Origin of the sequence: Novosphingobium sp. Fuku2-ISO-50 (genome assembly GCF_001519055.1) — a bacterium.
Lineage (GTDB): Bacteria > Pseudomonadota > Alphaproteobacteria > Sphingomonadales > Sphingomonadaceae > Novosphingobium.
In genome coordinates this window covers 60,139-84,131 of sequence record NZ_KQ954292.1, presented here as the reverse complement: position 1 = coordinate 84,131, position 23,993 = coordinate 60,139, and the positions used below count along the sequence as shown (strand labels likewise).

The following is a 23,993-nucleotide window of genomic DNA, read 5'->3' as shown; positions in this document are numbered from 1 at the left end:
AACCGCTTAGAACTTGTTGGCCCAGACGAGGCCAAAGGTGCGCGGCTGGTTGGTGGATACGCGCGTCAGCGACGGGGTAAGCCACGCGAAGGACGTGTTGTTGACTGTCAGTTGCGCGCGCACATTGGTCAGATTGCTGACGTAGAACGTCAGGTTGCGTGCGTTGTGAGACAGGACAAAGCGCAAGTCGACGAGATTGTAGGCGGGCAGACGCTGCTGGGTATAGGCGATGTCGTACGAGCGCCCCACATAGTTGTCGGAAACGCGCGCGGTCAGCGTCAGATCCGGCTGGAAGTGATGCGTATAGGACAGCGACCCGTTGAGCGTGGTGGCCGGGATGTTGAGAATCGGCTGACCGTTTACGATCCCGACGGCGCCGGGCGCCACCGAGACGATCTTGGCCGTGGTGATCGAGCCGCTCAGGCTGGCCACCACATCCTCGATCGGCCGCACGCTCAGTTCGGCCTCGGGACCATAGGCCCGCGCGGTTCCGGCGTTGGTGGTATAGGGGTAGCCGCAGGGCGGTGACACGACCTGTTGCACCCCGGTCCAGTTCATCACGTAAAAGTCGGTGTTGAGCGACACCTTGCCATCGGCAAGCTTGGCCTTTTCGCCGACTTCGTAGCTCCACACCGAATCCGGCCCATACGAGACCGGTTGAACACCGCAGGTCTGCGGCGGGGCGGGCAAGCTGACGCCGCCGGGGCGGAACCCCTTGGCGACAGTGCCGTAAATCGTCAGGCGCGGATCGGGAATGTACGACAGGTTGAAGCGCGGGTTGACGCCGCTGGCCGTGGTATCGACGCCGAGCGCGGTGGGCGTGGCATTGCCGCTGGCGGTGCCGATGCCTTGTTGCCACATGTCGACGTGAGTCTTGAAGTAGTAATAGCGCAGCCCCACCGTGGCCTTGAGCGCGGGCGTCAGCTTGTACGAGGCTTCGCCAAAAGCGGCGAACTGCTTCATGCGATAGGGGTTGCTTGACCGATAGACGATGCCTTCGGGGTTTTCCGCAGCGCCCCCGACGGAATAGTCGGCATAAGCTGTTGAAGCGTCGTTGTCGGCCCAGGTCGATACCAGATTGCTGTAAAACACCCCGCCGACCCACTGGAACGGGCTGGATGTCTTGGAGGCAAAGCGCAGTTCCTGGGAAAACTGCTTGGAGGTATCGCGTTCGGTAAAGCCGATCGGGCCCGGATAGCTGCCCAGGGCGAGCAGGTTCTGGACCAGTTCGGTCGCGTCCATGGTCTGCTGTTCGACGCGGTGCCAATAGGACGTGGCTGCCGTGATCTGCACGCTGCCGGCGTCATACTTGATCGTGCCCGCGCCCAGCCAGAACGTGTCGGCAAACGGTTCGGCGAAATCATAGGGCTGATAATGCGCCAATTGCGACGCACCCTGATCATATTCGCTGTAGCCGCCCGAAATCGTGCGCTGGAACATGCCGTTCAGGGTAATGCTGAGATTGCTGTCGGGTTGGAACAGCAAGGTTCCGTGCACGTTCGATCGGCGTGCCCAGTTGACGTCTTTGGTCACCTTGCTGACCGAGGCCGCATCGACATTGCCGCGCACACAGCCATAGCCGGCCCACGTGCCGCTGGAATTGCCGCAGCCGGTGCCGGTTTCCAGCGGGAAATCGGCGCCACCTGCGATACGGTCGATCCAGCCGCCGGTGTACTTTTCGGTCCCCACCAGGCGCAGCGCCAGCGTGTTCTTGATCAGCGGCAGATTGATCATCAGATCGCCGCCGCCGCTCATCGAACCGGCCTGGGTCGCGCCGACATTGATGTCATACGAGCCTTCGAGCCGGTCGAGCTTGGGCTCGTTGGTGATCAGCTTGATCGTGCCGCCCATCGAGCCCGAGCCATAGAGCGTGCCCTGGGGCCCGCGCAGCACTTCGACGCGGTTGAGGTCATAAAGATCGGGGTCGATGACCACTTTGCCGTTCAGCGCGGCAGCGGGCGGCGACAGCGGAACTTCGTCAAGATAGAAGCCGACCGTGGGTGACGAGCCGCCCGAAGAGGCGAGGCCGCGCATTTCCAGTTCGGTCTGGCCGGCGCCGGCGGTGCGCATCGAAATGCCCGGCACGTCGCGGACCACCGCCTGCAAATCGGTAACGCCGCGCGCTTCCATCTGCGCGCCGCTCAGCGCGGTCATCGAAATCGGTGTGCTTTGTACCGTCGAATTGCGCTTTTCCGCCGTGACCACGATTTCGCCGGAAGCCGGTTCCTGAGCCCCGGAGCGCTGCGCGGTATCGGCAAGAGCCGGGTGGATGGCGCCCCCCACACAGCAGGCGCCGGCTAGCAGGGCGCCTACAAATCGCTCGCGCCGAACGCGGGCAAAGTTCGCAACAAATCCCGTGTTACCCATAAAATCTCCCCGAATTGCAGCGTTGGTCGCCGGCACCCACTTATCTGTGAAAAGATACATGCATGAATTGTGCCAAATGCCGAAGCCCGCTGATAAGCGAGATTTTTACGTCGTAAAGCGCTTTGTTGCGCTTTGTTGCGCCATTGCAGGAACGCACCATTGTCGCATAAATGCAGCATTTGCCGATCGGGTGGCGGGCTGCCCCGGAAATGCTGGCGCGTGCCTTTGCTGCAAATTTGAAGCAGGGCGGCATTAATGCAGCAAAGCCGGATGATTGTCGGCGCGATGCCGCTCTGTCCGGGCCGGAGCGCGATCGGAATTTCCCGCAATTTCGCGAAATCCGAAAATTGGCACAGCTATTGCTTAGCCCTTGCTCAGAGCAATTTGACCCTGAGAGTTTGCGAGGTGAGCGATGTCGGTTCCGGATTCAGCGCAGGTGCCAGATTCCATGCAGGAAATTGACGCTCCTTTTCTCAACGTGAGCGACCCGCATTTCTCGATCCGTTCGCAAGAGGTCCGCCGCGCACGGGATCAATCGTGGTATGCGCGCACGCCTTATGGCTATGCGGTGCTGCGCTATGGCGAGATGAGCCGGCTTATCACCAACCGCAAGCTGCGTCAGGGCAGCTATGCCTGGCCGGCGCTCAACGGGGCCGGCGGCTCCTTTGCCGATTGGTGGAGCCGGATGCTGCTGTCGCAGGAAGGCCAGGATCATACCCGGCTGCGCAAGCTGGCGGCTCCTGCCTTTTCGCAAGACCTGATCGTCTCGCTTCAGCCAAAGTTTCAGGCGCTGGCAAACGAATTGATCGATGCCTTCATCGCCGATGGCCGATGCGAATTCATGAGTGCCTTTGCCGAGCCTTATGCCGCGCGGGTGGTGCTGACCCTGCTCGACCTGCCGCACGATCAGTGGCGCGAATTCACCGACATCGCGGTGGAAATGGGTCTGGCGCTCGGCGTCACCTATCGCCAGGATCTCGAGCGCATCAACGCGGCCACCGACCGGATGTTCGGCTATGCCCGCCAGGTCATTGCCGAGCGGCGCAAGCGCCCGCTTACCGACGATTTTCTGAGCAGCCTGATCCGCGCGCTTGATGAGGGCGAGGGCAAGGTGAGCGAGCTTGAGCTGTACGACCTCGTCGTTCTGGCGATCTTTGGCGGCATCGATACCACGCGCAACCAGTTGGGTCTGGCGATGGAAACGTTCATTCTCAACCCCGATCAATGGCGCCTTCTCGCGCAGGATCCCGGTCTGGCGCCGGGCGCTGTCGAAGAAGTGATGCGCGTGCGTCCGACCGTTACCTGGGTCACGCGCGAGGCGGTCGAGGAATTCGAGTTCGAAGGTCTGGTCATTCCCAAAGGCTGCACGGTACACTTGTTTTCGCAGTCGGCGGGCACGGATCCGCGCGAATTCCCCGAAGGCGTATTCGACATCACGGCCCAGCGGCGGCGCCATTTCGGCTTTGGCGGCGGGGTTCATCACTGCCTTGGCCATTTCATCGCGCGCGCCGACATGAGCGAGGCTCTGGCCTTGCTGTCCCGGCGGCTGGCCAACCCGCGCTTTGACGGCACGCCAGAATTCCTGCCCGACAGCGGCAATACCGGTCCGATCACGCTGCCGATCGCGTTCGACCCGGCCTGAAGATCGGCCCGTGCGCGGGTCTTGCCAAAGTTCATAAGCGTATAATGGGGAGAAATTGTATGGTGTCTGCGCAATTGCAGGCGCAGCTCGAGGCGCAGGCCATTGAGGTCCTGCACGTGGGTCAGTTCGACTATGCCGGCGTGTTTCGCGAACGCCGGCTGGGGCGCGCGCAATTCGAAGCGTGGGCGCGCGCGCCGCGCTTTGCCAACACCCTGCCCAAATGGGACTGCGCCGACAATCTGTTCGCCGGCGGGCCCTATCTGACCGAGACGGTGGCGATCGACGAGGCCTCGCTGCGGCGGTATCCCTTCGAAGCGAATGCCGGGCTGATCATCGCGGATTTTTCGGGGGACAGCGCGTCGCTGATGCCGCGCGCCGTGCTGCGGCGGCAAATCGAACGCGCCGCCGCGATGGGCTTTGCCGTGCAGGCAGCGTTTGAATTCGAAGTCATTTTCCTCAACGAGACGGCCGAGAGCCTGCGCGCCTCGCAATATGCCGCGCCGCGCCAGTTTGCCCCCGACAACAAGTGCTGGTCGGGGCAGACCGCTGCGGAAAAGGCCGGTTTCGTCGGCGATCTGGTCGATCTGATCGAAGCGCACGACATCGCGCTGTTCGCGCTGGCGGGCGAGCTGGGGCCGGGCTGTTTCGAAGCGACACTGGGGGCCGTCGACGGTTTGCGCGCGGCCGACAATGCCGGGCTGGTGCGTCAGGCGATCCGCGCCTTTGCCCGCGGTCGGGACATGACGGCCAGCTTCATGCCCTATATCGGCCCCGGCTATCCCAGCATCGGCGGACATATCAATCTGTCGCTGGCGGATGCCGCGACGGGCGCAAACCTGTTCACCGATCCGCAGGGACAGACCAATGAGCTGGCGCGCCGGTTCATCGCCGGGATGACGCGGCTCGTGCCCGAAGCCTTTGCCCTGTGTGCGCACACCGTCAATGCCTATCGCCGGTTTGCCCCCGGCAGCTGGGCGCCCAAGTCGCTGACCTGGGCCGACTGGACGTTTACCACGGCGGTACGCTCGGCGCCGTCGGCATTCGACGATGCGCGGCTCGAATTCCGTCTGCCGGGCGCCGATTGCAATCCGCATCTGGCGCTGGCGCTGATGCTCGGCGCGGGGCTTGACGGCATCGAGCAGCAATTGGTCGCGCCCGATCCCACGCCGAATCTGGGGCCTGACGACATTCAGCCCGGCGCTGCGCGTTTCCCCGCCACTCTGGCCGAAGCCGCCGATCGGCTTCAGGCCGGCGCGGATGCCGCGCGCGTGTTCGGCCAGGGCTTTGTCGACCATTTTGCCGGCGTCTGCCGCGTTGAAAGCAACAGCCTGGCCCGGGCGGTCAGCGCGGCCGAGCTGGCCCGTTACATCGAGGGCTGAACAGCCGTCTTTTGCGAAATCTGACGATCAAAGGATACACCATGAGCGATGCAACCAAAGTTCAGACCGACATCGAGCGGACGGTCGCCGATCCGGCGCGCCAGGATCTGGTCCGCCAGGTAAGGGCCAGGATCGACGCGCTGGGCATCCGCCACGTCTATTTCCAGTTCGTGTCGGTGACCGGGCGCGTGATGGGCAAATCGGTGCCGTCGGCGCATTGGGAAGCGATCGCGGCAAAGGGCGTTCAGCTGTGGTACGGCGCCGTGGCCGATGTGACCGCCGACCGCCGGGGCAACTATATCGGCTATTCCTCGAACGCGGCCGAACTGATCGCGCTGCCCGATCCCGAGACCTTTGTGCAATTGCCGTGGAACAAGCAGGTGGCGCGGGTTTTCTGCACGCTGTTCCGCCATCGCGAAGAAGACGAGAATCCCGGCGGTTTCCTGAGCTCGGATTGCCGTGGCAATCTCAAGCGGATCCATGCCGATTTCAAGGCGCGCCATGGCCTCGAACTGCGGCTGGGCTGCGAGCCGGAGATGATGTGGCTCAAGCGTGGGCCCAATGGCGAGTTTGCGGGCGGCACGACCAAGCCGCTGGCCTATCACATCGACCAGTTCGAACAGCTGTCGCCGGTGATCATGCGCGTCCATGAATATGCCGAGGCCATGGGGCTGGACATGATCCAGGGCGACCACGAAGACGCGCCGGGTCAGCTCGAACTGAACTTCATGTATGACGATGTGCTGCGCACCGCCGACCGGCTGACCACCTATCGCCAGATCTGCGCGCAAGTGGCGCGTGAATTCAACCTTATCGCCACGTTCATGACCAAGCCGTTCCAGGGCGTGTCGGCCAATGGCTGCCACCACAACGTCTCGCTGTGGGAAGGCGGCGAAGATGTGGTCAACAAGCTGGGCCATGACAGCCTGCCGGGCGGCGACGCGGTGTTCACCTATCGCAAGGGCGGTCGCAACGCGTTCCTGCGCGAAACCGGTGAATGGTTGCCCGATACGATCGGTCTGCAATGTATCGGCGGCCTGATCGAGCATTTGCCGGCGCTGACCGCGATCGGCTCGTCGACGGTCAATTCCTATCGCCGGATGAGCGACACCGGCTATTGGGCGCCGATCTATGCCGATTGGGGCATGCAGAACCGCACCGTCGGCATTCGCGTGTCGGCGCCGGGCCGCGTCGAATATCGCGCGGTCGACAGCCTGGTGAACCCCTATCTGATGGGCGCGGGCCTGCTCAAGGCGTTTGACGACGGGATCGTGCGCGATCTCGACCCCGGTGCGCCGGAACAGCGCAACATCTATGAAGCGCTCGAAGCGGGCAAGGAAGTCCGTCGCTTGCCGACCGACTTGCGCGACGCGCTCGATGCGCTGGCCGTCGACCCGGTGATCCTTGGCGCCATGCCCGGCGATATGGAGCGCTGCTTCTTTGAGCTGAAGCGCGACGAATGGGACCGCTTCATGGCCACGGTAACCTCGTGGGATTATGACCGGTTCCTGGAATTCCTGCCCTGATCGCGCCGGGACTTTGACGACCATGACGACACGCGTGAAGCCCCGCCTGCGGCTGGCCTATATCGCCCAACTGGCCGTGCCGCTGGGGGTGGATCGCCGCGCCTTTTCCCGCCTGCGGGGTGGCGATGACGAAGTGGAGGCGTTTCGGGGCCTCCTCGAAGGTCTCGGCCTGGAGGGGGCATTCGACCTGATCGGCGTCCATGCCGATCGGGGCGAGGCCCCCTCGCTCGACTATGATGCCGTCGTGCTCGGCGGCAGTTTCGCTTCGGTCAACGATCACCATCCCTGGCAGACGCGGATGATCGAGTGGCTGGGGCGCTATCGGGCCACCGGGCGCCCCTTTCTGGGGATTTGCGGCGGTCATCAACTGGCCTGTTCGGCGTTGGGCGGCGTGGTCGACCGGCGCGAAGAGGGGCTGGTTTTGGGGACGATGGGCGTCGAACTGACCGATGCGGGGCAAGGACACTGGTTGTTTGACGGCATGGGCGCCGAGCCGCTGTTCCAGTTTGCGCATTTCGACCATGTGACGCAGATGCCGCCGGGCGCGGCGGTGCTGGCCAGATGTCTGGGCACGGTGGCGGCGGCCGATCTGGGCGGGGGCTGGGTCACGACACAGTTCCATCCCGAAGTCGCCTGCGACCGGCTGGCCGCCTATTATCACGCGCTGGTCGAAGACCGGGCGGTACGCTTTGGCTATGTGACGGGTGCAGAACAGTTGATCGGCAATTTTCTGCGCCGGGCCCTCGCTGACCAGACGGGTGCCGACGAGGCGCGTTCGGCATGAGTTTGCCCCTCATCGCGCTGGTCAGCGATCTGGGCGAGGTCGATGGCATGCCCTATCACCTCGTCGGCGACAAATATGCCGCCGCGATCCGCGATCATGCCGGGGGCATTCCGATGGGGCTGCTGCCGACGGCGGTGGACAGCGAGATCGAGCAGATCGTCGCCGCGTTCGATGGCTTTCTGTTTACGGGCAGCGCCTCGAATGTTCATCCCGATACCTATGGCGGGGCGCAGGCGGTGCCGCCGTTCGATCGTGTGCGCGACAGCTTTGCCCTGACGCTGGTCCGCAAGGTGATCGCCCGGCACAAACCGGCGCTGTTCGTGTGTCGCGGCTTTCAGGAATTGAACATTGCCCTGGGCGGTACGCTGCTGCCCGATCTGGCGAAGCAGGGGGGCGCGGTGCGGCATCATCCCCCGGCGGGCCTTGCCTACGAACAGCGTTATGCGCCTGCGCACGACGTGGTGCTGGTCGAAGGGTCGCGCTTGTCAGACGTGTTTGGCGCGCGCACGTTCGCCGTAAACTCGTTGCATTATCAGGGGCTGGACCGGATCGGCGCGGGGCTTGCCGTTCATGGCACGGCGGCGGACGGGCTTGCCGAAGTGATTGCGGTCGACGGGCATCCGTTTGCCGTCGGCGTCCAATGGCACCCCGAGTATCGGCCCGAAGACAATCCGGCCAGCCGGCGCCTGCTCGCCGCCTTTGGTGAAGCGGCAAGGACAGCGCGGGCGAGCGGAAATCGCGGGGCCCCCACTCGCCAAACGCCCGGCGTTCCGTTAGCTTTTTGAGCAGGATGACGCCCGACGGCGAAATTCGGGGAAGGGCGGCGTCATTCAGCCTTGGGTTCGGAGAGCAAGATTTGACCGATGTTCTCTTTGATGTGGTGGCCGAAGACGAAAGCGTTTGTCAGATCAATGACCGGCAAATGGATCTGCTCGGTCTGGAATATCACAGCGCGGCTCGAAAGATCGGAAGCATCTATGTTCCGGAATCCTGCCTGAAATTGCGGGAATTGCTGGCTCGCCCGGTGACCGAGGGTTTCGAGGCGACGCTTGAATTGGCGCTGATCGGGCGTGGCGGTCAGGAAATCAGGACCATCGCGCGCTGTTCGTGTGTGCGGGTGGGGGCGCTGCGCGGTTTTGCCGTGTCGAAAATCCTGCTCGGGGCGCTGGCCGACAGCCTCGACGATCTGAAGAACGACAATCTCGTCTTGCGCAAGATCATCGACGAGGCCCGCGAGGGGCATTGGTGCATCGAATTCCTTGAACCGATCGACGTCAATCGTCCGGACCATGAAGTCGTCGACCAGATTTTTGAAAACGCATCGATCTGGCGCGTTACCAACATGGCCATGGCGCGGATCTACAATTTGCCGATGGGGCAGCGGATCGGCGCCCATGACGTGCGGCTGCATTGGCCGCGAAACCCCGAAAACGAACGCTTTGTCGAAGAAATCGTCGCGTCGGGCTATTTTATCGACAATGCGGTTTCATCCGACCTTCGCCACGACGGCACTGTCATCCATTGTCAGAACGATGTCAGGGCGGATATTGAAAACGGCTATATCAAGCGGATCTGGGGCAATTGCCGGGATGTGACCGCGATGCAGGCCCAGGCCGATCGCAGCAAGGCCCAGATCGCCACCTTGCGCAATGTGATCGACGGCATTCACGATCCCATCGTCGTGTTCGATCCGGGGGCGGACCAGATCATCAGCAACAACCTGGGTTTTCGCAGGATGTTCCCCGAAGGCAGTGCGGCGGCCGCGCTGCTGGGCAGGCAGGTGCGGCGGTGGAGCAACACGGATCGTCGCAAAGTCGTCAGTCTGCCGGTCGCTTCGGGCAATCAGGTGCGGTTTCAATGTCTGGTGTCGAGCATCGAAGGGCTGGGCGGACGACCATGGTGGGTCATCACGCTGCAAAAGGTGCGCGCGCCGCTTCCCCAGGCGCGGCGGTCATGAGCGATGCCCCGCGCATTCCGGTGATGAATTTCGGCCGGGCCACGCAGGCGCCCGTCACGCGCGCGCAACTCGATGCCATGCTGCGCGAACCGGCGTTTGCCGCTTTCGTCGCGATCTTGTCCGAAGCGGTCATTGTCGTGGATTGCGACGACAATATCGCCTGCATCAATCCGGCGGCCGAGCGCCTGTCGGGGGTCAGCCGCGAAGATGCCGAACAACGGCCCTTTGAAAAATTCCTGCGCCGATCCGGGCTGGATCTCGATGCCTGGCTGTCGGTGGCGAGCAAGGGGCGTGTCGAGGCCACGCTGGGAAGCCTCGACGGCAGCCGGCGCTTTCTGGCCAGTCGGCGCGTCATCCCCCTGCTGGACAGCAAGCGCGGCTATGTCGTCCTGACCTTGCGCGAGGAAAAGCGCGGTGCCGACACCGCGCGCGCGGGCGCGCCGCCGCGATCGGGCCATCGCGGTGCGGGCCTGATGTTTCCGGCGGATCTGAACCGTCAGATCGAGCGCGCCATTCGCGCGCACGAACGCAAGGTGCGGGTCATCCTGTTGGGCGAATCGGGGGTCGGGAAAACGGCCGTGGCCGATTTCATTCATGGCCGATCGAGCCGGGATGGCGCGCCGTTTGTGCATGTCAATTGCGGCAGCATTCCCGAAACCCTGTTCGAATCCGAGATGTTCGGATATGAACGGGGGGCATTCACCGGCGCGCTGCAGGCGGGCAAGAAGGGCTTTATCGAAAGCGCTGCGGGAGGGACGCTGTTTCTTGATGAAATCGGCGAAATCCCGCTGACCAGCCAAGCGAAATTGTTGAAATTTCTTGAGGATGGGACGATTCAGCCGATCGGTTCGGCCATGGTCCGCCGTGTCGATGTCAAAGTCATTTCCGCCACCAATCGCGATCTGGCGCAAATGGTGCAGGAAAAGCAGTTTCGCGCTGACCTCTTTTACAGAATATCGACCTTTCCGGTCACCATTCCCGCCTTGCGTGAAAGGACGGATCGAGGTGAATTGATCGACAGTTTTCTGGAAAGAATCAATTCCACAAGGAAAACGCCCCTGGTCCTTGCCAGGGAATGTCGGGAAGCGATCGTGCAATATCACACGCCCGGAAACATACGCGAGTTAAAGGGCATCCTGGACTATCTTGATATTATCTCTGACGATGTTGCCGGGTATGAAGAATTCGCGAGTTATGGCAACAGGTCTTTGGTAAAATCATCTGACGTGAATTTTGATTCTGTCCTTGATTCTTGCGGCGACGAGAAATTGAAGCACCACGTTGCCGAGTTCGAAAAATCCATCATAAACAGAACTATAGAGAGTTTGGGGTCAAAGCGGGCGGCTGCCCGTGCGCTTGGCATCGATATTGCGACATTGATCCGAAAGCAGCAAAAGACCTGATCCATAAACTTATAAGCCACGCCATGGGCGGTTTGCCCGGTTAACCATTTAACCGCCCGCTAACTATCGTGCGCTAGGGTTTGTGTGGGCGGTCGGTCGACGCAGCGAATGGCCACATATCCGGCTCGCCCAGGAGCATCGCCGGTCATGTCGTACAGCCCAAGTGCACAGCTTATTCTTGCCGAAATGCGTGAATTTGCGGGGTTTTCCTCTTGCGAACAGCGCTACATCAGGCGCAGTCTGGATGTGGGGCTTGGCCGGGGCGATGCGTTTCGCCTGTGGGCGCGCAATGGCGAGGAAACCGCTTCGATTCGCGCGCAATATGTCGTCTATCAGGATCTGAAACTGGTGCGCCGCGCGCTTGAGACGAGTGACGGCGGCGAAGGGCTCGATGCGATCGAAGTGCTGATGGGGCCGATGTTGCGCGTTTCGACATTCGATCTGGCGCAGGAACGGCTCGGCGGCTTTTGCGCCTATCGCTTCCTCTATGAACGGCTGCTCGGCGCGGCGATCCGCCCGTGGCTGCCGGCGGCGTTCTGCGGCGCGGCGGCGCTGCCGCAGATCCGTCCCGAACGGCGCAAGGGCTTGCTCCAGTCGATCAGCGAGGCTGCGGCGACTGCTCCCGGCTGGTCCCTGCGCGAACCGACGTTCCTTCCCGAATTCGTCGAACTCGAAGCGGCTTGAAATCGGGAGGCGGCACCGGCCCGCTCCCCCACCCGACCACCCAACGAAAGTACCCTGTGGGTGGTCGGGTGGGGGAGCGGGCCGGTGCCGCCTCTACCCCCGATAAGCCTTTACCCCCGATACAGCGCATCAATGCGCGCGCCATAGCGTTCGCGGATCTTGTGGCGGCGAATTTTCATCGACGGGGTCAGTTCCTCGTTGTCGATGGCAAACGGCTCGTCGGCAAAGGCGAACTGGCGCACTTTCTCGACCACTGACACGTCTGCATTGACCCGATCGATCGCCGCGCGGATTTCGGCCCGAAATGCCGGCAAATCCTGCAGCGCGGCCATGTCGAAGTGTTCGCCCGCCTCGCGCGCCCAGTCGAGCGCCCATTCCGCATCGGGAACGATCAGCCCGACGACATAGGGGCGCTTGTCGCCGCTGACCATCGCCTGGGCGATTTCGGGCTGAAGCGTCAGCATGCCTTCGATCTTCTGTGGTGAAATGTTGTCACCCTTGTCGTTGACGATCATGTCCTTCTTGCGGTCGGTGATGACGATCCGCCCCGCCGCGTCGAAATGGCCGATGTCGCCGGTGTGCAGCCATCCGTCGCGGATCGTGCGCAAGGTTTCGACTTCGTTGCGCCAATAACCGTGCATGACCAGTTCGCCCTGGACGAGGATTTCGCCGTCTTCGGCGATCTTCACGGTGACTTCGCGCATCGGCGGTCCGACCGTATCCATGGCGATGCCCGCGCGCGGACGGTTGACCGAAATCACCGGCCCGGCCTCGGTCTGGCCATAGCCTTGCAGCAGGGTCAGGCCCATCGCTTCGAAAAACACGCCGACTTCGGGATTGAGCGGGGCCCCGCCCGACACCAGCGCCTTCATCCGCCCGCCAAAGCGTTTGCGGATCTTCGGGCGCAGCGTGCGTTCGATCACCATGTCGAGCAACCGGTCGCTCAACCGCATTTTTCCAGAGGCGCGGCGCGCGGCAATCGCCAGCGCCTGATGCATCAGCGTGGCGGGCAGGCGGCCCTGTTTTTCGATCTGCTTCATGATCCGCGTGCGCAGGACTTCAAACAGGCGCGGGACGACGACCATCAGCGTCGGGCGCACGTCCTCGATATTGGCAGCCAGCTTTTCGAGGCTTTCGGCATAATGGATCGTGCCGCCCATGCCGATCGGCAGGAATTGCCCGGCGCTGTGTTCATAGGCGTGGCTGAGCGGCAGGAACGACAGGAACACTTCATCGCCCCAGCCGTAGTCTTCGGCCACGATATGCGCGGCGCCATCGACATTGCGCAAGATCGCGCCGTGATGCTGGCGCACGCCGCGCGGGGCGCCGCCGGTGCCGCTGGTATAGATGATGCAGGCAAGATCATCGCGCCCGATCGTTGCCGCGCGCGCTTCGGCTTCGTCGCGGGCGGCGGCGACGTCGCCGACAATCAGGTCGCGCCAGTCGTGAAAGGTCAACATGCCCGACTGCATGCGGCGCAAGGGCTCGATGCCGATGACATGTTCGGCATTGGGTGCGCGCATGGCGGCTGCGAGCAGCGGCTGCGCCAGTTTCGGCGTCGAGACGATGATGGCCCGCGCGCCCGAGTTTTCGAGGATATGGTGGTGGTCGCGTTCGGTGTTGGTGGTGTAGGTCGGCACTGTCACCAGCCCGGCGGCCATGATGGCCAGATCGGCGATGCACCATTCGGGCCGATTTTCGCAAACCAGCACGACCCGGTCGCCATCCTTCAGCCCGATCGCGCGCAGCGAGCGCGCCAGCACGCAGACCCGGTCCGCCACCGTCGTCCAGTCGAGCGCGCGCCAGGCGCCTTCGTGTCTGGCGACCAGCATCGGATGCGACCCGCGCGTGCGGGCGCGATCGAGGAACATCGCCACAAGGTTGGGGTAGCGGTCGAAATCGGTGAGCTGCACGGCCTGTCGCGATCCTCTGCCATGGGCTTTGGAGCCCCTGTCACGGTACGTAGGCCCGTCGTGCCGCTACGGCAAGAACACCGCTGGTCTTGTCATGGTGAGACGCTGGCGCCTTCGCTGCGCGGATCGGCGGCGCCGCGCCAGCCCTCGGCAGTGCGCTCGATCGCATTGGCCTTGAGCCGCAGCGGCAGGGCGATCACATGGCCATGGCCCAGCGCGGTCAGCGCCGGGATCATCGGTTCGAGCGCGGTGCCCGCCTCGACCGCGATGCCGTCCGGGATCGGCATCACCACACCTTGCGCGATGGCCGCGCGCGCATCGAGCCCCCAGTCGAGCGTGCCGATCAGCACGCGGATGACCTGCACCGGGATCGTCGCGCCGCCTGCCGCCCCCGCGACAAGGCGGATGTGGCCCGCGCTGTCATAGACCACCACCGGGCTCATCGAGCTGCGCGGGCGTTTGCCGCCTTCGACGCGGTTGGCGGTCGGCTTGCCGTCGCGGTCGGGATCGATGTTGAAATCGGTCAGTTCGTTGTTGAGCACATAGCCATTGACGATGAGGCCCGAACCGAATCCGTTTTCGATGGTCGAGGTATAGCTGGCGACATCGCCGTGCGCATCGACCGCCACGAAATGCGTCGTGCCGTGTTCTTCGATCGGGGCGGCCAGCGCATAAGTGTCGCTGGCGCCCGCAGGCGCGCCGGGATCGGCCTGCGGCAATGTGCGCCCCTCGCTGATCAGGGCCGAACGCGCGGCGATATAGGCAGGGTCGAGCAGGCCTTTGACCGGCACCGAGACAAAGCCGGGATCGGCGACAAAGCGGTCGCGGTCGGCAAAGGCCAGCCGTTCCGCCTCGGCCATCAGATGCCAGGCGACCGGCGAGGCGGGGCCGAGCGTCCTGATGTCAAATCGATCGAGCATGCCGAGCACTTGCAGCACGATGATCCCGCCGGCCGACGGCGGGCCCATGCTGCACACTTTCCATGTGCGATAGGGCGCGCAGACCGGCGGCAGCGCGCGGGCCTGATAGGCGCCGATGTCGGCGATGGTCATCGGCGCGGGGTTGATCGGGCTGGTCGTGACATGGTGCGCGATCGCATCGGCATTGGCGCCGCTATAGAATGCGCGCGGCCCCTTTTCGGCGATACGCTGGAGAATCTGCGCCAGCGCGGGGTTTTTGACCACGGTGCCGACCGGCAGCGGCGCGCCATCGGCGTCGAACCACAAGGCGCGCCCCGCCGGATCGAGCCCGGCAACGCCCTTGAACAAGGCGAGCGAGGCATTCAGCCGGGGGGTGATCGCATAACCGTCGCGCGCCAGCCGGATCGCCGGGGTGAACAGCCGCGCCCAGGGCAGGCGGCCATGGCGGGCATGCGCGAGCGCGGCCAGCGCCAGGTTGCCCGGCACGCCGACGCTGCGCCCGCCGGGAACGGCAGCGCCATGGTCGAGCGGGCGGCCATCGCGAAAGAACCAGTGCGAATCGGCGGCCTTTGGCGCAGCTTCGCGCCCGTCGAAGCTGTCGACCTGGCCATCGGCGCTGCCGGTGAGGAGAAAGCCGCCGCCGCCGAGCCCCGAGCTTTGCGGTTCGACCACCCCCAGCGCCAGCATTGTCGCGATCGCCGCGTCGGTTGCGCTGCCTCCGGCGCGCAGGATTTCGGCGCCTGCAGCCGCTGCGCGCGGGTCGGCGGCAGAAACCACGCCGTGATCGGGTGCCGGTGGCGCAGCGGCAACCGTTGCAATTGGCAGTGCTGCGGCGATTAGCAGCGCAGCGCTGAGCGAGAGGCGGGCGAAAACCTTGCGGCGGGAGGCGTGGTGCATTGCGGCAGGCTATTCGCTGCCGACGGCTTCCGCAATGCTTCCCATGCCTTCGGCGCGGGTTCGTTCGGCCAGGCCCTTGACGATGCGGCGCACCAGCCCCGGGCCTTCGTAGACCAGCGCGCTGTAAAGCTGCACCAGACTGGCGCCCGCGCGAATGCGGGCCCAGGCATCGTCGACCGTGGCGATGCCGCCGACCCCGATCAGCGGAATGCCCCCGCCGCTTGCCTTGCGGAAATCGCGCAGGCGCTGCAACGCGAGATCGCGCAAGGGTTCGCCCGAAAGGCCGCCGCTTTCCCCGGCGAGGGGGGACAGCAACGGCGGGCGGCTGATCGTGGTGTTCGAAATGATCAGCGCGTCGATGCGGCGGTCGATCGCGATGCGGCAGATCGAATCGATGTCCGCATGGCCGAGATCGGGCGCGAGTTTGAGGAAGATCGGGGTCGTGTTGCCCCCCCGCGCCATGATGACCGCGTCGAGCAGCGCGGCGAGCGCGCCTTCGTCCTGCAAATCGCGCAGGCCCGGCGTGTTGGGCGAGCTTATGTTGATCGTCAGATAGCGGGCCAGCGGTGCCATGATCCGCGTCATGGTCGCATAATCGGCAATGCGGTCGGGCGAATCCTTGTTGGCGCCGATGTTGACCCCGATGATCCCCGAGGGCGAGTGGCCGGGCGTGCCGGTGCGTTCGTGCAGCCGCCGGGCGACCGCTTCTGCCCCGTCGTTGTTGAATCCCATGCGGTTGATCACCGCGCGATCCTCGACCAGGCGGAACAGGCGTGGGCGCGGGTTGCCGACTTGCGGACGGGGAGTCACCGTGCCGACTTCGACAAAGCCGAAGCCCAGCGCCAGCATCGCGTCGGGCACTTGCGCATTCTTGTCGAAACCGGGGGCAAGGCCGACCGGATTGGGAAAGGGGATGCCGGCAACGCGCTGGATCAGCGTGGGGGCCATGTCCAGCTGGCGCGACAACGGCACCGCTCGCAAGGCCGCGACGGTTAACCGATGGGCCGTTTCAGCCGGAATTTTGAACAGCAGGGGGCGCAAAAGGCGGTAGAGCATCGGTAAATGAATATCGCTATGTCGGTGAATGGGTTGGGTTGTGGCCGGTCCATCTTTGAACCTCGGCTTTGATCCTTGGGCGAGCGGTGATCCGGAGCCAAGAGGGAAATAGCGCGAATTCAAAGAAAATTTCGTAATTTGGGCCAAAGCATCAGGTGTGTTGCAAACCGGACACCGATTTTGTCGAATCCATACAATTCACGAATCGCGCGATAGCCTAGCCGTCGTCTTGCGACCCGAAGGGCTTGGTGCAGCAATGTATCGGACCCTCGACTTCCGGGCGGTCGGAGCCAAAGGCCCGGCCGCCCTTTTTTTGTCCCGCGTCGTCGGCTGGAGTGTCGCGATACCTCCCCTGTATTATGTCCGAAGTGACAGCTATTTCCGGTATTCGTGAGCGATGTGCTTGACACGCGTGCGATTTTCACTTCCGCTGGGCTTGTGCTTGTCGGGGTGGCGCAAGGTTTGCCGCAAGATCTGCGGGGGCGGCGATAATGATCATCGGCAATTCGAGCGCTGAAGTTGTCGGCGGAACTGGCCGGGACAGCGAAACTGGCGAGGCCGGGGAGGCCGCGCCGTTCCTCTTCGACTTCCTGCCGCCGCCGCCCGATGTCGAGCCGTATGTGACGACCTATTTCAGCTTGCGTTGCGACAGGGCGCGGATCGACGATGTGCAGCCCGCAGCGGTTGCTCTGTTTCTGGTGTTCCTCAAGGGCGAGGGGCGGATGCGCACCGGCGACGGCGTGATCCATGTCTCGCATCGCACCAGTCTGGTCACCCCGTTGTCGGCGGCGGCGGAAATTACCGTCGAAGGGCCATGGCATGCCTTTGGCGCGGCGATCGGCCCGCTCGGCTGGGCCGCGCTGACCGGGCGGCTGTCGGCGGCGAAATGGAGCGACCGCATGGTCGAAGCGGGCTCGCTGCTCGGGCCAGAGGTGACCCGGCTTGGCGAAAACCTGATAGACGGGCATCGCGCGGGCACGCTGCGGCCGCAGGACATGGTGGCGATGGCATCGCGGGTGTTTGGCGCGCGGGCGATGCATATCCCGCCCCGGCACGAAGATCTGATCCGGGCGGTTGCCGAATGGCTGGGCGCGTCGCTGTCGCCCCGGCTTGAAGATCTTGTCGCCACGACGCCCTATTCGCCCCGTCAGTTGCAGCGACTGGTCGATCATTATTTCGGGCTCAGCCCCAGCCAGCTGGCGCGCAAATATCGCGCGCTGCGCGCCGCCGCCCTGCTGTGCCATCCGGGCACTCCCGCCGACCAGATCGCGCATGTCGAAGAACAATTCTACGATCAGCCGCACATGATCCGCGAGATCCGCCACTTTACCGGATGCACGCCGGGGCGGCTGGCGCGGACCAATCAACCGCTTCGGTCTGCTTCGGTCGATCTGAGGAACTATGTTGAAATCAGGCCCAAAGTTGCCGCGATGCCATCGGGTCTGGGTCTTTTGTCCCATGGGCATCTTGCCATGCCGAAGCGCGATACCTAGATACCGGATCGAATCGGTCTGATTTACGGCGCCGGGTCAATCCGGTCGGTTGAAGGGTTTTGTGCAATGCGTCTGTCCAGCATGGCCGATTATGCCGTGGTGACCATGACCGCCGCCGCACGGCGTTGCGGGCATGCGCGCATTTCGGCGCAGCAGCTCGCCGATGAAACCGGCCTGCCCGCACCGACCGTGCAAAAACTGGTCAGCAAATTGTCGGGCGCGGGGCTGTTGCGCGCGGTGCGCGGTGCGCGCGGCGGGCTGACGCTGGCGCGTCCGGCGGCGGCGATCTCGCTTGCCGACATCATCGAAGCGGTCGAAGGGCCGATCGCCATGGCCGCCTGCAGCGATCGGCTGCGCAATGAAAAAGGCCGCCACGACTGTTCGCTCGAAAGCGCCTGTTCGATGCGGCCGCACTGGCCTGTGGTCGACGCCGCCTTGCGTGGCGCGCTGGCGGGGGTTTCGCTAAGCCAGTTGGCCAGTCCTGATTTGAGGGGGCCTGATTTGAGGGGGCCTGATTTGAGGGGGCCTGATCTGAGGGGGCCTGATCTGAGAGGCCCCGATGTGTCGGGGCTTGCTTCGCGGGCGCCGGCAGTGCAGGCGCCCGCCACTTCTGCAACATTCGAGGTTGAAGCATGAGCGACGAGCTGCACGCCCCTGTTGTCGGTGAACCGGCAGTCAAGGATGAGGCCGCGCGCGAAGCTGCGGCGCGCGCCGCCGATTACGAATATGGCTGGTCGTCCGACATCGAGCAGGAATACGGACCCAAAGGTCTGTCCGAAGAGACCGTCCGCTATATTTCCGCCAAGAAGCAGGAACCGGAATGGATGCTCGAATGGCGGCTCAAGGCCTATCGCCATTGGCTGACCATGCCGATGCCCGATTGGGCCAAGCTGAATATCCCGCCGATCGATTATCAGGCGGCCTATTACTGGGCCGCGCCCAAGACCAGGGACGGGCCCAAGAGCCTTGACGAAGTCGATCCGGAAATCCTGCGCATCTATGAAAAGCTGGGCATTCCGCTGGCCGAACAGGCGGTGCTTGCCGGCGTCGAAGGCGCACGCAGGATTGCGGTCGATGCGGTGTTCGATTCCGTCTCGGTGGCGACCACGTTCCGCAAGGAACTGGAAGCAGCCGGGGTCATTTTCCGCTCGATCAGCGAGGCGATCCGCGAATACCCCGACATGGTTCGCCGCTGGCTGGGCAAAGTCGTGCCTTGCCACGACAACTTCTTTTCGGCGCTCAATTGCGCGGTCTTTTCCGACGGGACGTTCGTCTATATCCCCGAAGGCGTGCGCTGCCCGATGGAGCTGTCGACCTATTTCCGCATCAACGCGGAAAACACCGGGCAATTCGAACGCACGCTGATCGTCGCCGACAAAGGCTCATACGTTTCCTATCTCGAAGGCTGCACCGCCCCGCAGCGCGATGAAAACCAGCTTCACGCCGCCGTGGTCGAACTGGTCGCGCTCGACGATGCCGAGATCAAGTATTCGACCGTGCAGAACTGGTATCCGGGCGATGCGCAAGGCAAGGGCGGGATCTACAATTTCGTCACCAAGCGCGCGCTGTGCCAGGGTGCGCGCAGCAAAGTTTCGTGGACCCAGGTCGAAACCGGATCGGCCGTGACCTGGAAATACCCGAGCTGCGTGTTGAACGGCGAAGACAGCGTCGGCGAATTCTATTCGGTCGCCGTCACCAACAACCATCAGCAGGCCGACACCGGCACGAAGATGATTCACAACGCGCGCGGCACCCGCTCGACCATCGTGTCGAAAGGGATCAGCGCGGGGAAATCGAACAACACCTATCGCGGGCTGGTGCGCGTCGCGCGCAATGCCGACGGCGTGCGCAATCATACCCAGTGCGACAGCCTGCTGCTCGGCGCCGAGTGCGGCGCGCATACCGTGCCCTATATCGAAGTGAAAAACCCGACCGCGACGATCGAGCACGAAGCGACCACGTCGAAGATTTCCGACGACCAGTTGTTCTACGCGATGCAGCGCGGCCTTGGCCAGGAAGACGCGGTGACGCTGATCGTCAACGGCTTCGCCCGCGAAGTGCTGCAACAATTGCCGATGGAATTCGCCGTCGAAGCGCAAAAGCTGCTCGGCATCAGCCTGGAGGGAAGCGTTGGCTAACCTGACCTCCCAACAAGACGCCCAACGCCTGAACTCCCCTCCCCTTCAGGGGAGGGGCCGGGGGTGGGGCCTCTCGGCTATATTCCTCGCTGAATTGAACAGCCGGGCGGCGGACATGCGCCGCAACCCCACCGAACCGGAAAAACGCCTGTGGCGCGCGCTGTCGAACGGCCAGATCGAAGGCCACAAGTTCCGCCGCCAGGCAGTGATCGGCCCCTACATCGCCGATTTCCTGTGCCCGCAAAAGGCGCTGATTGTCGAAGTCGATGGCGAGACGCACGACGCCGAACAGGACCGGCAGCGGGATCACGCCTTGGCGGGCTATGGGTTCACCGTCCTGCGGGTGACCAACCGGGATGTCATGGACAATCTGGACGGGGTTCAGCGATCTGTCCTTGCGGCTCTGCGACAGGCGCCGGATCGCTGGGCCGTGGCCGAAGGGCGTGAAGAATGATCATGCCCGCATCGCAACCATCCCCCCTCCCCTTCAGGGGAGGGGCCGGGGGTGGGGCCTATAGGCTGCGCCCCACTGGGCGATTGCATGGCCGAGCATTCAACCTGGGCACGTTTTGGCAAGCGTCGGAGCGTTGGGCGAGGCCCCACCCCAACCCCTCCCCTGAAGGGGAGGGGCTTTATGACGGCGAGGCGCAGAAGCTGCTCGGCACCCACTCTTTCACACGGAACACAGTCTGACATGTCGCTGCTGACCATTACCGATCTTGCCAACGAAGTTGCGGGCAAACCGATTCTCAAAGGCTTGTCGCTGTCGATCAACGCGGGCGAAATCCATGCCATCATGGGCCCCAACGGCGCGGGCAAGTCGACGCTGGCTTATACCTTGGGCGGTCGCCCGGGCTATGACGTAACCGGTGGCAGCGCGACGCTCGATGGCCGGGATCTATTGGCGATGGCGCCGCACGAGCGCGCGGCGGCGGGGCTTTTCCTCGGGTTTCAGTACCCGGTCGAAATTCCCGGCGTGTCGATGGTGCAATTCCTGCGTGAGGCGCTCAATGCGCAGCGCAAGTCGCGCGGGGAAGAGCCGCTGTCGGGCGGCGCGTTCCTGAAGCTGGCGCGCGAAAAGGCGGCCTTGCTGAAACTCGATCCCGACATGTTGAAGCGCCCGGTCAATGTCGGCTTTTCCGGCGGCGAAAAGAAGCGCGCGGAAATGGTGCAGATGGGCATTCTCGACCCGAAACTGGCCATTCTCGACGAGACCGATTCGGGGCTCGACATCGACGCGCTGAAAGTCTGCGGCGAAGGGATCAATGCGATCATGCGCCGCCCCGACAAGGCGGTCTTGCTGATCACGCATTATCAGCGCCTGCTCGATTATGTGAAACCCGATTTCGTTCATGTTCTGGCGGGCGGGCGCATCGTGCGCTCCGGCGGGCCCGAGCTGGCGCTCGAACTCGAAGAGCAGGGTTACGAGGCACTCGTCGCATGACCGCGCTGCTTCCCACCCGGCATGACGAGGCCTGGCGCTATGCCGACCTCGCCGCGCTCGAAAGCGTTTGGCCGGTCGCGCCCGAAACGATCGTGCTGGCGCCGGGCGAGCAGGGCACGCGCACGCTCGTCATTGACGGCGCGGCGGTTCACGACATCGCGATCACGCTGGGCGAAGGCGCGCAGTTTGCGTTTCACGTCCTCAACGCCGCGAAAGGCTATGGCCGCGTCGCCTTGCGCGTGACTCTGGCGCGCGGCAGCCGGTTTCACCTCGGCGCGGCGCAAATCGCGGGCGGCGAGCAGACGGTCGAGATCGTGACCGAAGTGATCCATGCCGAGCCCGACGCCGTTTCGCGCCAGGTCGTGCGGCAGGTGCTCGCGGGGCAGGCGACAGGCAACTATCTGGGCCGTGTGGTCGTGGATCGCGGCGCGGTCGGCACCGATGGCGAACAGTCGATCCGCGCCATGCTGCTCGACCGCACGGCCACGGCCAATGCCCGGCCGGAGCTGGAAATCTTTGCCGACGATGTCAAATGCGCGCACGGCTGCGCGATCGGCGAACTCGATGCCAATGCCTTGTTCTATCTCGCCAGCCGCGGGATTCCGCCGATTTCGGCCAAGGCGCTGATGCTTCAGGCGTTTCTGGCAGAGGCTTTCGTCGGGGCCGCCGATGAGGAGCGGCTGACCGCAGCGGCGGTGGCCGCGCTGGAGACTGTGTTGTGAACGCCCCCGACGCCTTTCCCGGCCTGCTCACGCGTGACGGTGCGCGCTGGCACTATCTCGACAGCGCGGCGACGGCGCAAAAGCCCAATGTGGTGATCGACGCGGTCGCGCGCGCGCTGGGGCCGGATTATGCCACGGTCCATCGCGGGCTCTATGCGCGCTCGGCGGAGATGACGTTCGCCTATGAAGCGGCGCGGCGCGATGTCGCCGACCTGATCGGCGGGGCCGAGCACGAGATCGTGTTTACGCGCGGCGCGACCGAGGCGATCAATCTGGTCGCGCAAAGCTGGGGCGTGGCCAATCTTCGCCCCGGCGATCGCGTGTTGCTGTCGCTGCTCGAACATCATTCCAACATCGTGCCGTGGCAATTGATCCGCGAACGCACCGGGATCGTCATCGATGTCTGCCCGCTGACCGACGACGGGCGGATCGATCTCGATGCGGCCGAAGCGATGCTGACCCCGGCGCACAAGCTGGTCGCCTTTGCCCATGTCTCGAATGTGCTGGGCGGGGTGCTTGATGTCGCGCGTGCGGTCCGGCTGGCGCATGGCGTCGGCGCGCGCATCCTGATCGACGGATGTCAGGCGGTGGCGCGCGTGCCGGTCGATGTCGCGGCTTTGGGCTGTGATTTCTATGCCTTTTCCGCGCACAAGCTCTATGGCCCGACCGGAATCGGCGCGTTGTGGGCAAAGGCCGATCTGCTCGATGCCATGCCCCCGTGGCAGGGCGGCGGATCGATGATCGACCGCGTGACATTTGCCGAAACGACCTGGGCCCCCGCGCCGCAACGCTTCGAAGCGGGCACGCCGGCGATTGCCGAGGCGATCGGCTTTGCCGCCGCCGCGCGCTTTGTGCGTGGCAAAGGTCTCGACGCCATCCACGCGCACGAGACCATGCTGGTGACGAAGGCACGAGAGGCGCTGGGCCGGATCAACGCCGTGCGCCTGTTCGGCCCCGACGATAGCGCCGGGATCGTCAGCTTTGCGCTCGAAAGCGTCCATCCCCATGATCTCGGCACGATCCTCGACGAGGAAAACGTCGCCATCCGTGCCGGACACCATTGCGCACAGCCGCTGATGGCGGCACTGGGCGTGCCCGCGACCGCGCGGGCGAGCTTTGGCCTGTACAATGACGAAACCGATATCGCCGCGCTGGTGCGCGGGATCGAGCGCACCTTGAGGATTTTCGCATGACCGAGGACCGCAAGTTCACCATCGAAGAAGTCGACGGCGTCGAACCGCCGCCCCGCGCCTTTGTCGAGGATGTTGTCGAAACGCCGGGCGACAAGCTCGCCCGCAAGCGCGACTATCTCGACGGGTTTCTGGCGGAAACGCCGCAGGGGATCGGTCCGAACGAGCCCGGCGGCGATACCTATGAAGGCGTGATCACCGCGCTGCGCGAGATCTATGATCCGGAAATCCCGGTCAATATCTATGACCTCGGGCTGATCTACGGCGTCGAGATCGATGGCGATGGCCATGCCGTGGTGTCGATGACGCTGACCACGCCGCATTGCCCGGTTGCCGAATCGATGCCCGGCGAAGTCGAACTGCGCGTCAGCGCGGTGCCCGGCGTGCGCGATGCCGAAGTGAATCTGGTCTGGGATCCGCCGTGGGATCCCCAGAAAATGAGCGACGAAGCCAAGCTCGAACTGGGCATGTTGTAAGG

Annotated in this window: 20 protein-coding genes; 16 read left to right on the top strand and 4 right to left on the bottom strand. The window is 64.0% G+C overall.

From position 1 onward, the window contains the following. Positions 1-6: 6 nt before the first annotated feature. Positions 7-2,283 carry a TonB-dependent receptor gene (locus AQZ50_RS11765; RefSeq protein WP_231730245.1) on the bottom strand — a complete coding sequence of 759 codons (2,277 nt, stop codon included), beginning with the start codon at positions 2,281-2,283 and terminating at the stop codon, positions 7-9. Between the two features lie 532 nt (positions 2,284-2,815). Between AQZ50_RS11765 and AQZ50_RS11755 the strand changes: the two genes are divergently transcribed. The 8 genes from AQZ50_RS11755 to AQZ50_RS11720 all read left to right on the top strand — a co-directional run bounded on the left by AQZ50_RS11755 (position 2,816) and on the right by AQZ50_RS11720 (position 11,742). Beyond that, a complete protein-coding gene (locus AQZ50_RS11755; RefSeq protein WP_067746744.1) occupies positions 2,816-4,009 on the top strand; it encodes a cytochrome P450 in 1,194 nt (397 codons plus the stop codon). 59 nt (positions 4,010-4,068) lie between these two features. Then, positions 4,069-5,388: a type I glutamate--ammonia ligase gene (locus AQZ50_RS11750; RefSeq protein WP_067746658.1), complete on the top strand. Its 1,320-nt coding sequence runs from the start codon at positions 4,069-4,071 to the stop codon at positions 5,386-5,388. 41 nt (positions 5,389-5,429) lie between these two features. Next, positions 5,430-6,914: a glutamine synthetase family protein gene (locus AQZ50_RS11745; protein WP_067746657.1), complete on the top strand. Its 1,485-nt coding sequence runs from the start codon at positions 5,430-5,432 to the stop codon at positions 6,912-6,914. Positions 6,915-6,936: 22 nt separating this feature from the next. Continuing rightward, positions 6,937-7,698 (top strand): type 1 glutamine amidotransferase, encoded by a 762-nt coding sequence (locus tag AQZ50_RS11740; protein ID WP_067746656.1) that lies wholly within the window; start codon positions 6,937-6,939, stop codon positions 7,696-7,698. Then, positions 7,695-8,483 carry a gamma-glutamyl-gamma-aminobutyrate hydrolase family protein gene (locus tag AQZ50_RS11735; RefSeq protein ID WP_067746655.1) on the top strand — a complete coding sequence of 263 codons (789 nt, stop codon included), beginning with the start codon at positions 7,695-7,697 and terminating at the stop codon, positions 8,481-8,483. The genes AQZ50_RS11740 and AQZ50_RS11735 overlap by 4 nt, the downstream gene beginning before the upstream one ends. Positions 8,484-8,554: 71 nt before the next feature. Continuing rightward, positions 8,555-9,655, top strand: coding sequence for a hypothetical protein (locus tag AQZ50_RS11730; protein WP_156427341.1), 1,101 nt, complete (start codon positions 8,555-8,557; stop codon positions 9,653-9,655). A gap of 116 nt (positions 9,656-9,771) precedes the next feature. Next, entirely contained in the window at positions 9,772-11,058 is a 1,287-nt protein-coding gene (locus tag AQZ50_RS11725; RefSeq protein WP_197412469.1) for a sigma-54 interaction domain-containing protein, read from the top strand. Between the two features lie 147 nt (positions 11,059-11,205). Beyond that, complete coding sequence (locus tag AQZ50_RS11720) at positions 11,206-11,742, top strand: hypothetical protein (RefSeq protein WP_067746652.1); 537 nt, start codon at positions 11,206-11,208, stop codon at positions 11,740-11,742. A 110-nt stretch (positions 11,743-11,852) separates the two neighbouring features. Here AQZ50_RS11720 and AQZ50_RS11715 read toward each other — a convergent pair whose 3' ends face one another. The 3 genes from AQZ50_RS11715 to AQZ50_RS11705 form a co-directional block, all read right to left on the bottom strand. Then, entirely contained in the window at positions 11,853-13,655 is a 1,803-nt protein-coding gene (locus AQZ50_RS11715) for an AMP-dependent synthetase/ligase (protein WP_067746651.1), read from the bottom strand. A gap of 92 nt (positions 13,656-13,747) precedes the next feature. Next, positions 13,748-15,472 carry a gamma-glutamyltransferase gene (ggt, locus tag AQZ50_RS11710; protein ID WP_067746650.1) on the bottom strand — a complete coding sequence of 575 codons (1,725 nt, stop codon included), beginning with the start codon at positions 15,470-15,472 and terminating at the stop codon, positions 13,748-13,750. Between the two features lie 9 nt (positions 15,473-15,481). Continuing rightward, positions 15,482-16,528: a quinone-dependent dihydroorotate dehydrogenase gene (locus tag AQZ50_RS11705; RefSeq protein ID WP_067746649.1), complete on the bottom strand. Its 1,047-nt coding sequence runs from the start codon at positions 16,526-16,528 to the stop codon at positions 15,482-15,484. Positions 16,529-17,019: 491 nt separating this feature from the next. Between AQZ50_RS11705 and AQZ50_RS11700 the strand changes: the two genes are divergently transcribed. From AQZ50_RS11700 to AQZ50_RS11665, 8 genes are all read left to right on the top strand, one after another. Beyond that, a complete protein-coding gene (locus AQZ50_RS11700) occupies positions 17,020-18,021 on the top strand; it encodes a helix-turn-helix transcriptional regulator (protein WP_067746648.1) in 1,002 nt (333 codons plus the stop codon). 66 nt (positions 18,022-18,087) lie between these two features. Next, positions 18,088-18,657, top strand: a complete 570-nt coding sequence (locus AQZ50_RS11695; RefSeq protein WP_082703599.1) for an RrF2 family transcriptional regulator — start codon at positions 18,088-18,090, stop codon at positions 18,655-18,657. Next, positions 18,654-20,159 (top strand): Fe-S cluster assembly protein SufB, encoded by a 1,506-nt coding sequence (gene sufB, locus AQZ50_RS11690; protein ID WP_067746647.1) that lies wholly within the window; start codon positions 18,654-18,656, stop codon positions 20,157-20,159. Before AQZ50_RS11695 ends, sufB begins: the two co-directional genes overlap by 4 nt. A 94-nt stretch (positions 20,160-20,253) precedes the next feature. Next, a complete protein-coding gene (locus AQZ50_RS11685) occupies positions 20,254-20,613 on the top strand; it encodes an endonuclease domain-containing protein (protein WP_369801419.1) in 360 nt (119 codons plus the stop codon). Positions 20,614-20,853: 240 nt separating this feature from the next. After that, positions 20,854-21,603 (top strand): Fe-S cluster assembly ATPase SufC, encoded by a 750-nt coding sequence (sufC, locus tag AQZ50_RS11680; protein ID WP_067746645.1) that lies wholly within the window; start codon positions 20,854-20,856, stop codon positions 21,601-21,603. Further along, positions 21,600-22,325 (top strand): SufD family Fe-S cluster assembly protein, encoded by a 726-nt coding sequence (locus AQZ50_RS11675; protein ID WP_067746644.1) that lies wholly within the window; start codon positions 21,600-21,602, stop codon positions 22,323-22,325. The genes sufC and AQZ50_RS11675 overlap by 4 nt, the downstream gene beginning before the upstream one ends. After that, positions 22,322-23,518: an aminotransferase class V-fold PLP-dependent enzyme gene (locus AQZ50_RS11670; protein WP_067746643.1), complete on the top strand. Its 1,197-nt coding sequence runs from the start codon at positions 22,322-22,324 to the stop codon at positions 23,516-23,518. Before AQZ50_RS11675 ends, AQZ50_RS11670 begins: the two co-directional genes overlap by 4 nt. Further along, on the top strand, positions 23,515-23,991 hold the full coding sequence (locus tag AQZ50_RS11665) for an SUF system Fe-S cluster assembly protein (protein ID WP_067746642.1): 477 nt from the start codon (positions 23,515-23,517) through the stop codon (positions 23,989-23,991). The genes AQZ50_RS11670 and AQZ50_RS11665 overlap by 4 nt, the downstream gene beginning before the upstream one ends. Positions 23,992-23,993 lie beyond the last annotated feature (2 nt).

Bases quoted from the DNA above. Each gene is read 5' to 3' on its own strand.
- AQZ50_RS11755 (WP_067746744.1), top strand. From the start codon at position 2,816: ATGCAGGAAATTGACGCTCCTTTTCTCAACGTGAGCGACCCGCATTTC.
- AQZ50_RS11750 (WP_067746658.1), top strand. From the start codon at position 4,069: ATGGTGTCTGCGCAATTGCAGGCGCAGCTCGAGGCGCAGGCCATTGAG.
- AQZ50_RS11745 (WP_067746657.1), top strand. From the start codon at position 5,430: ATGAGCGATGCAACCAAAGTTCAGACCGACATCGAGCGGACGGTCGCC.
- AQZ50_RS11740 (WP_067746656.1), top strand. From the start codon at position 6,937: ATGACGACACGCGTGAAGCCCCGCCTGCGGCTGGCCTATATCGCCCAA.
- AQZ50_RS11735 (WP_067746655.1), top strand. From the start codon at position 7,695: ATGAGTTTGCCCCTCATCGCGCTGGTCAGCGATCTGGGCGAGGTCGAT.
- AQZ50_RS11720 (WP_067746652.1), top strand. From the start codon at position 11,206: ATGTCGTACAGCCCAAGTGCACAGCTTATTCTTGCCGAAATGCGTGAA.
- ggt (WP_067746650.1), bottom strand. From the start codon at position 15,472: ATGCACCACGCCTCCCGCCGCAAGGTTTTCGCCCGCCTCTCGCTCAGC.
- AQZ50_RS11705 (WP_067746649.1), bottom strand. From the start codon at position 16,528: ATGCTCTACCGCCTTTTGCGCCCCCTGCTGTTCAAAATTCCGGCTGAA.
- AQZ50_RS11700 (WP_067746648.1), top strand. From the start codon at position 17,020: ATGATCATCGGCAATTCGAGCGCTGAAGTTGTCGGCGGAACTGGCCGG.
- AQZ50_RS11695 (WP_082703599.1), top strand. From the start codon at position 18,088: ATGCGTCTGTCCAGCATGGCCGATTATGCCGTGGTGACCATGACCGCC.
- sufB (WP_067746647.1), top strand. From the start codon at position 18,654: ATGAGCGACGAGCTGCACGCCCCTGTTGTCGGTGAACCGGCAGTCAAG.
- sufC (WP_067746645.1), top strand. From the start codon at position 20,854: ATGTCGCTGCTGACCATTACCGATCTTGCCAACGAAGTTGCGGGCAAA.
- AQZ50_RS11675 (WP_067746644.1), top strand. From the start codon at position 21,600: ATGACCGCGCTGCTTCCCACCCGGCATGACGAGGCCTGGCGCTATGCC.
- AQZ50_RS11665 (WP_067746642.1), top strand. From the start codon at position 23,515: ATGACCGAGGACCGCAAGTTCACCATCGAAGAAGTCGACGGCGTCGAA.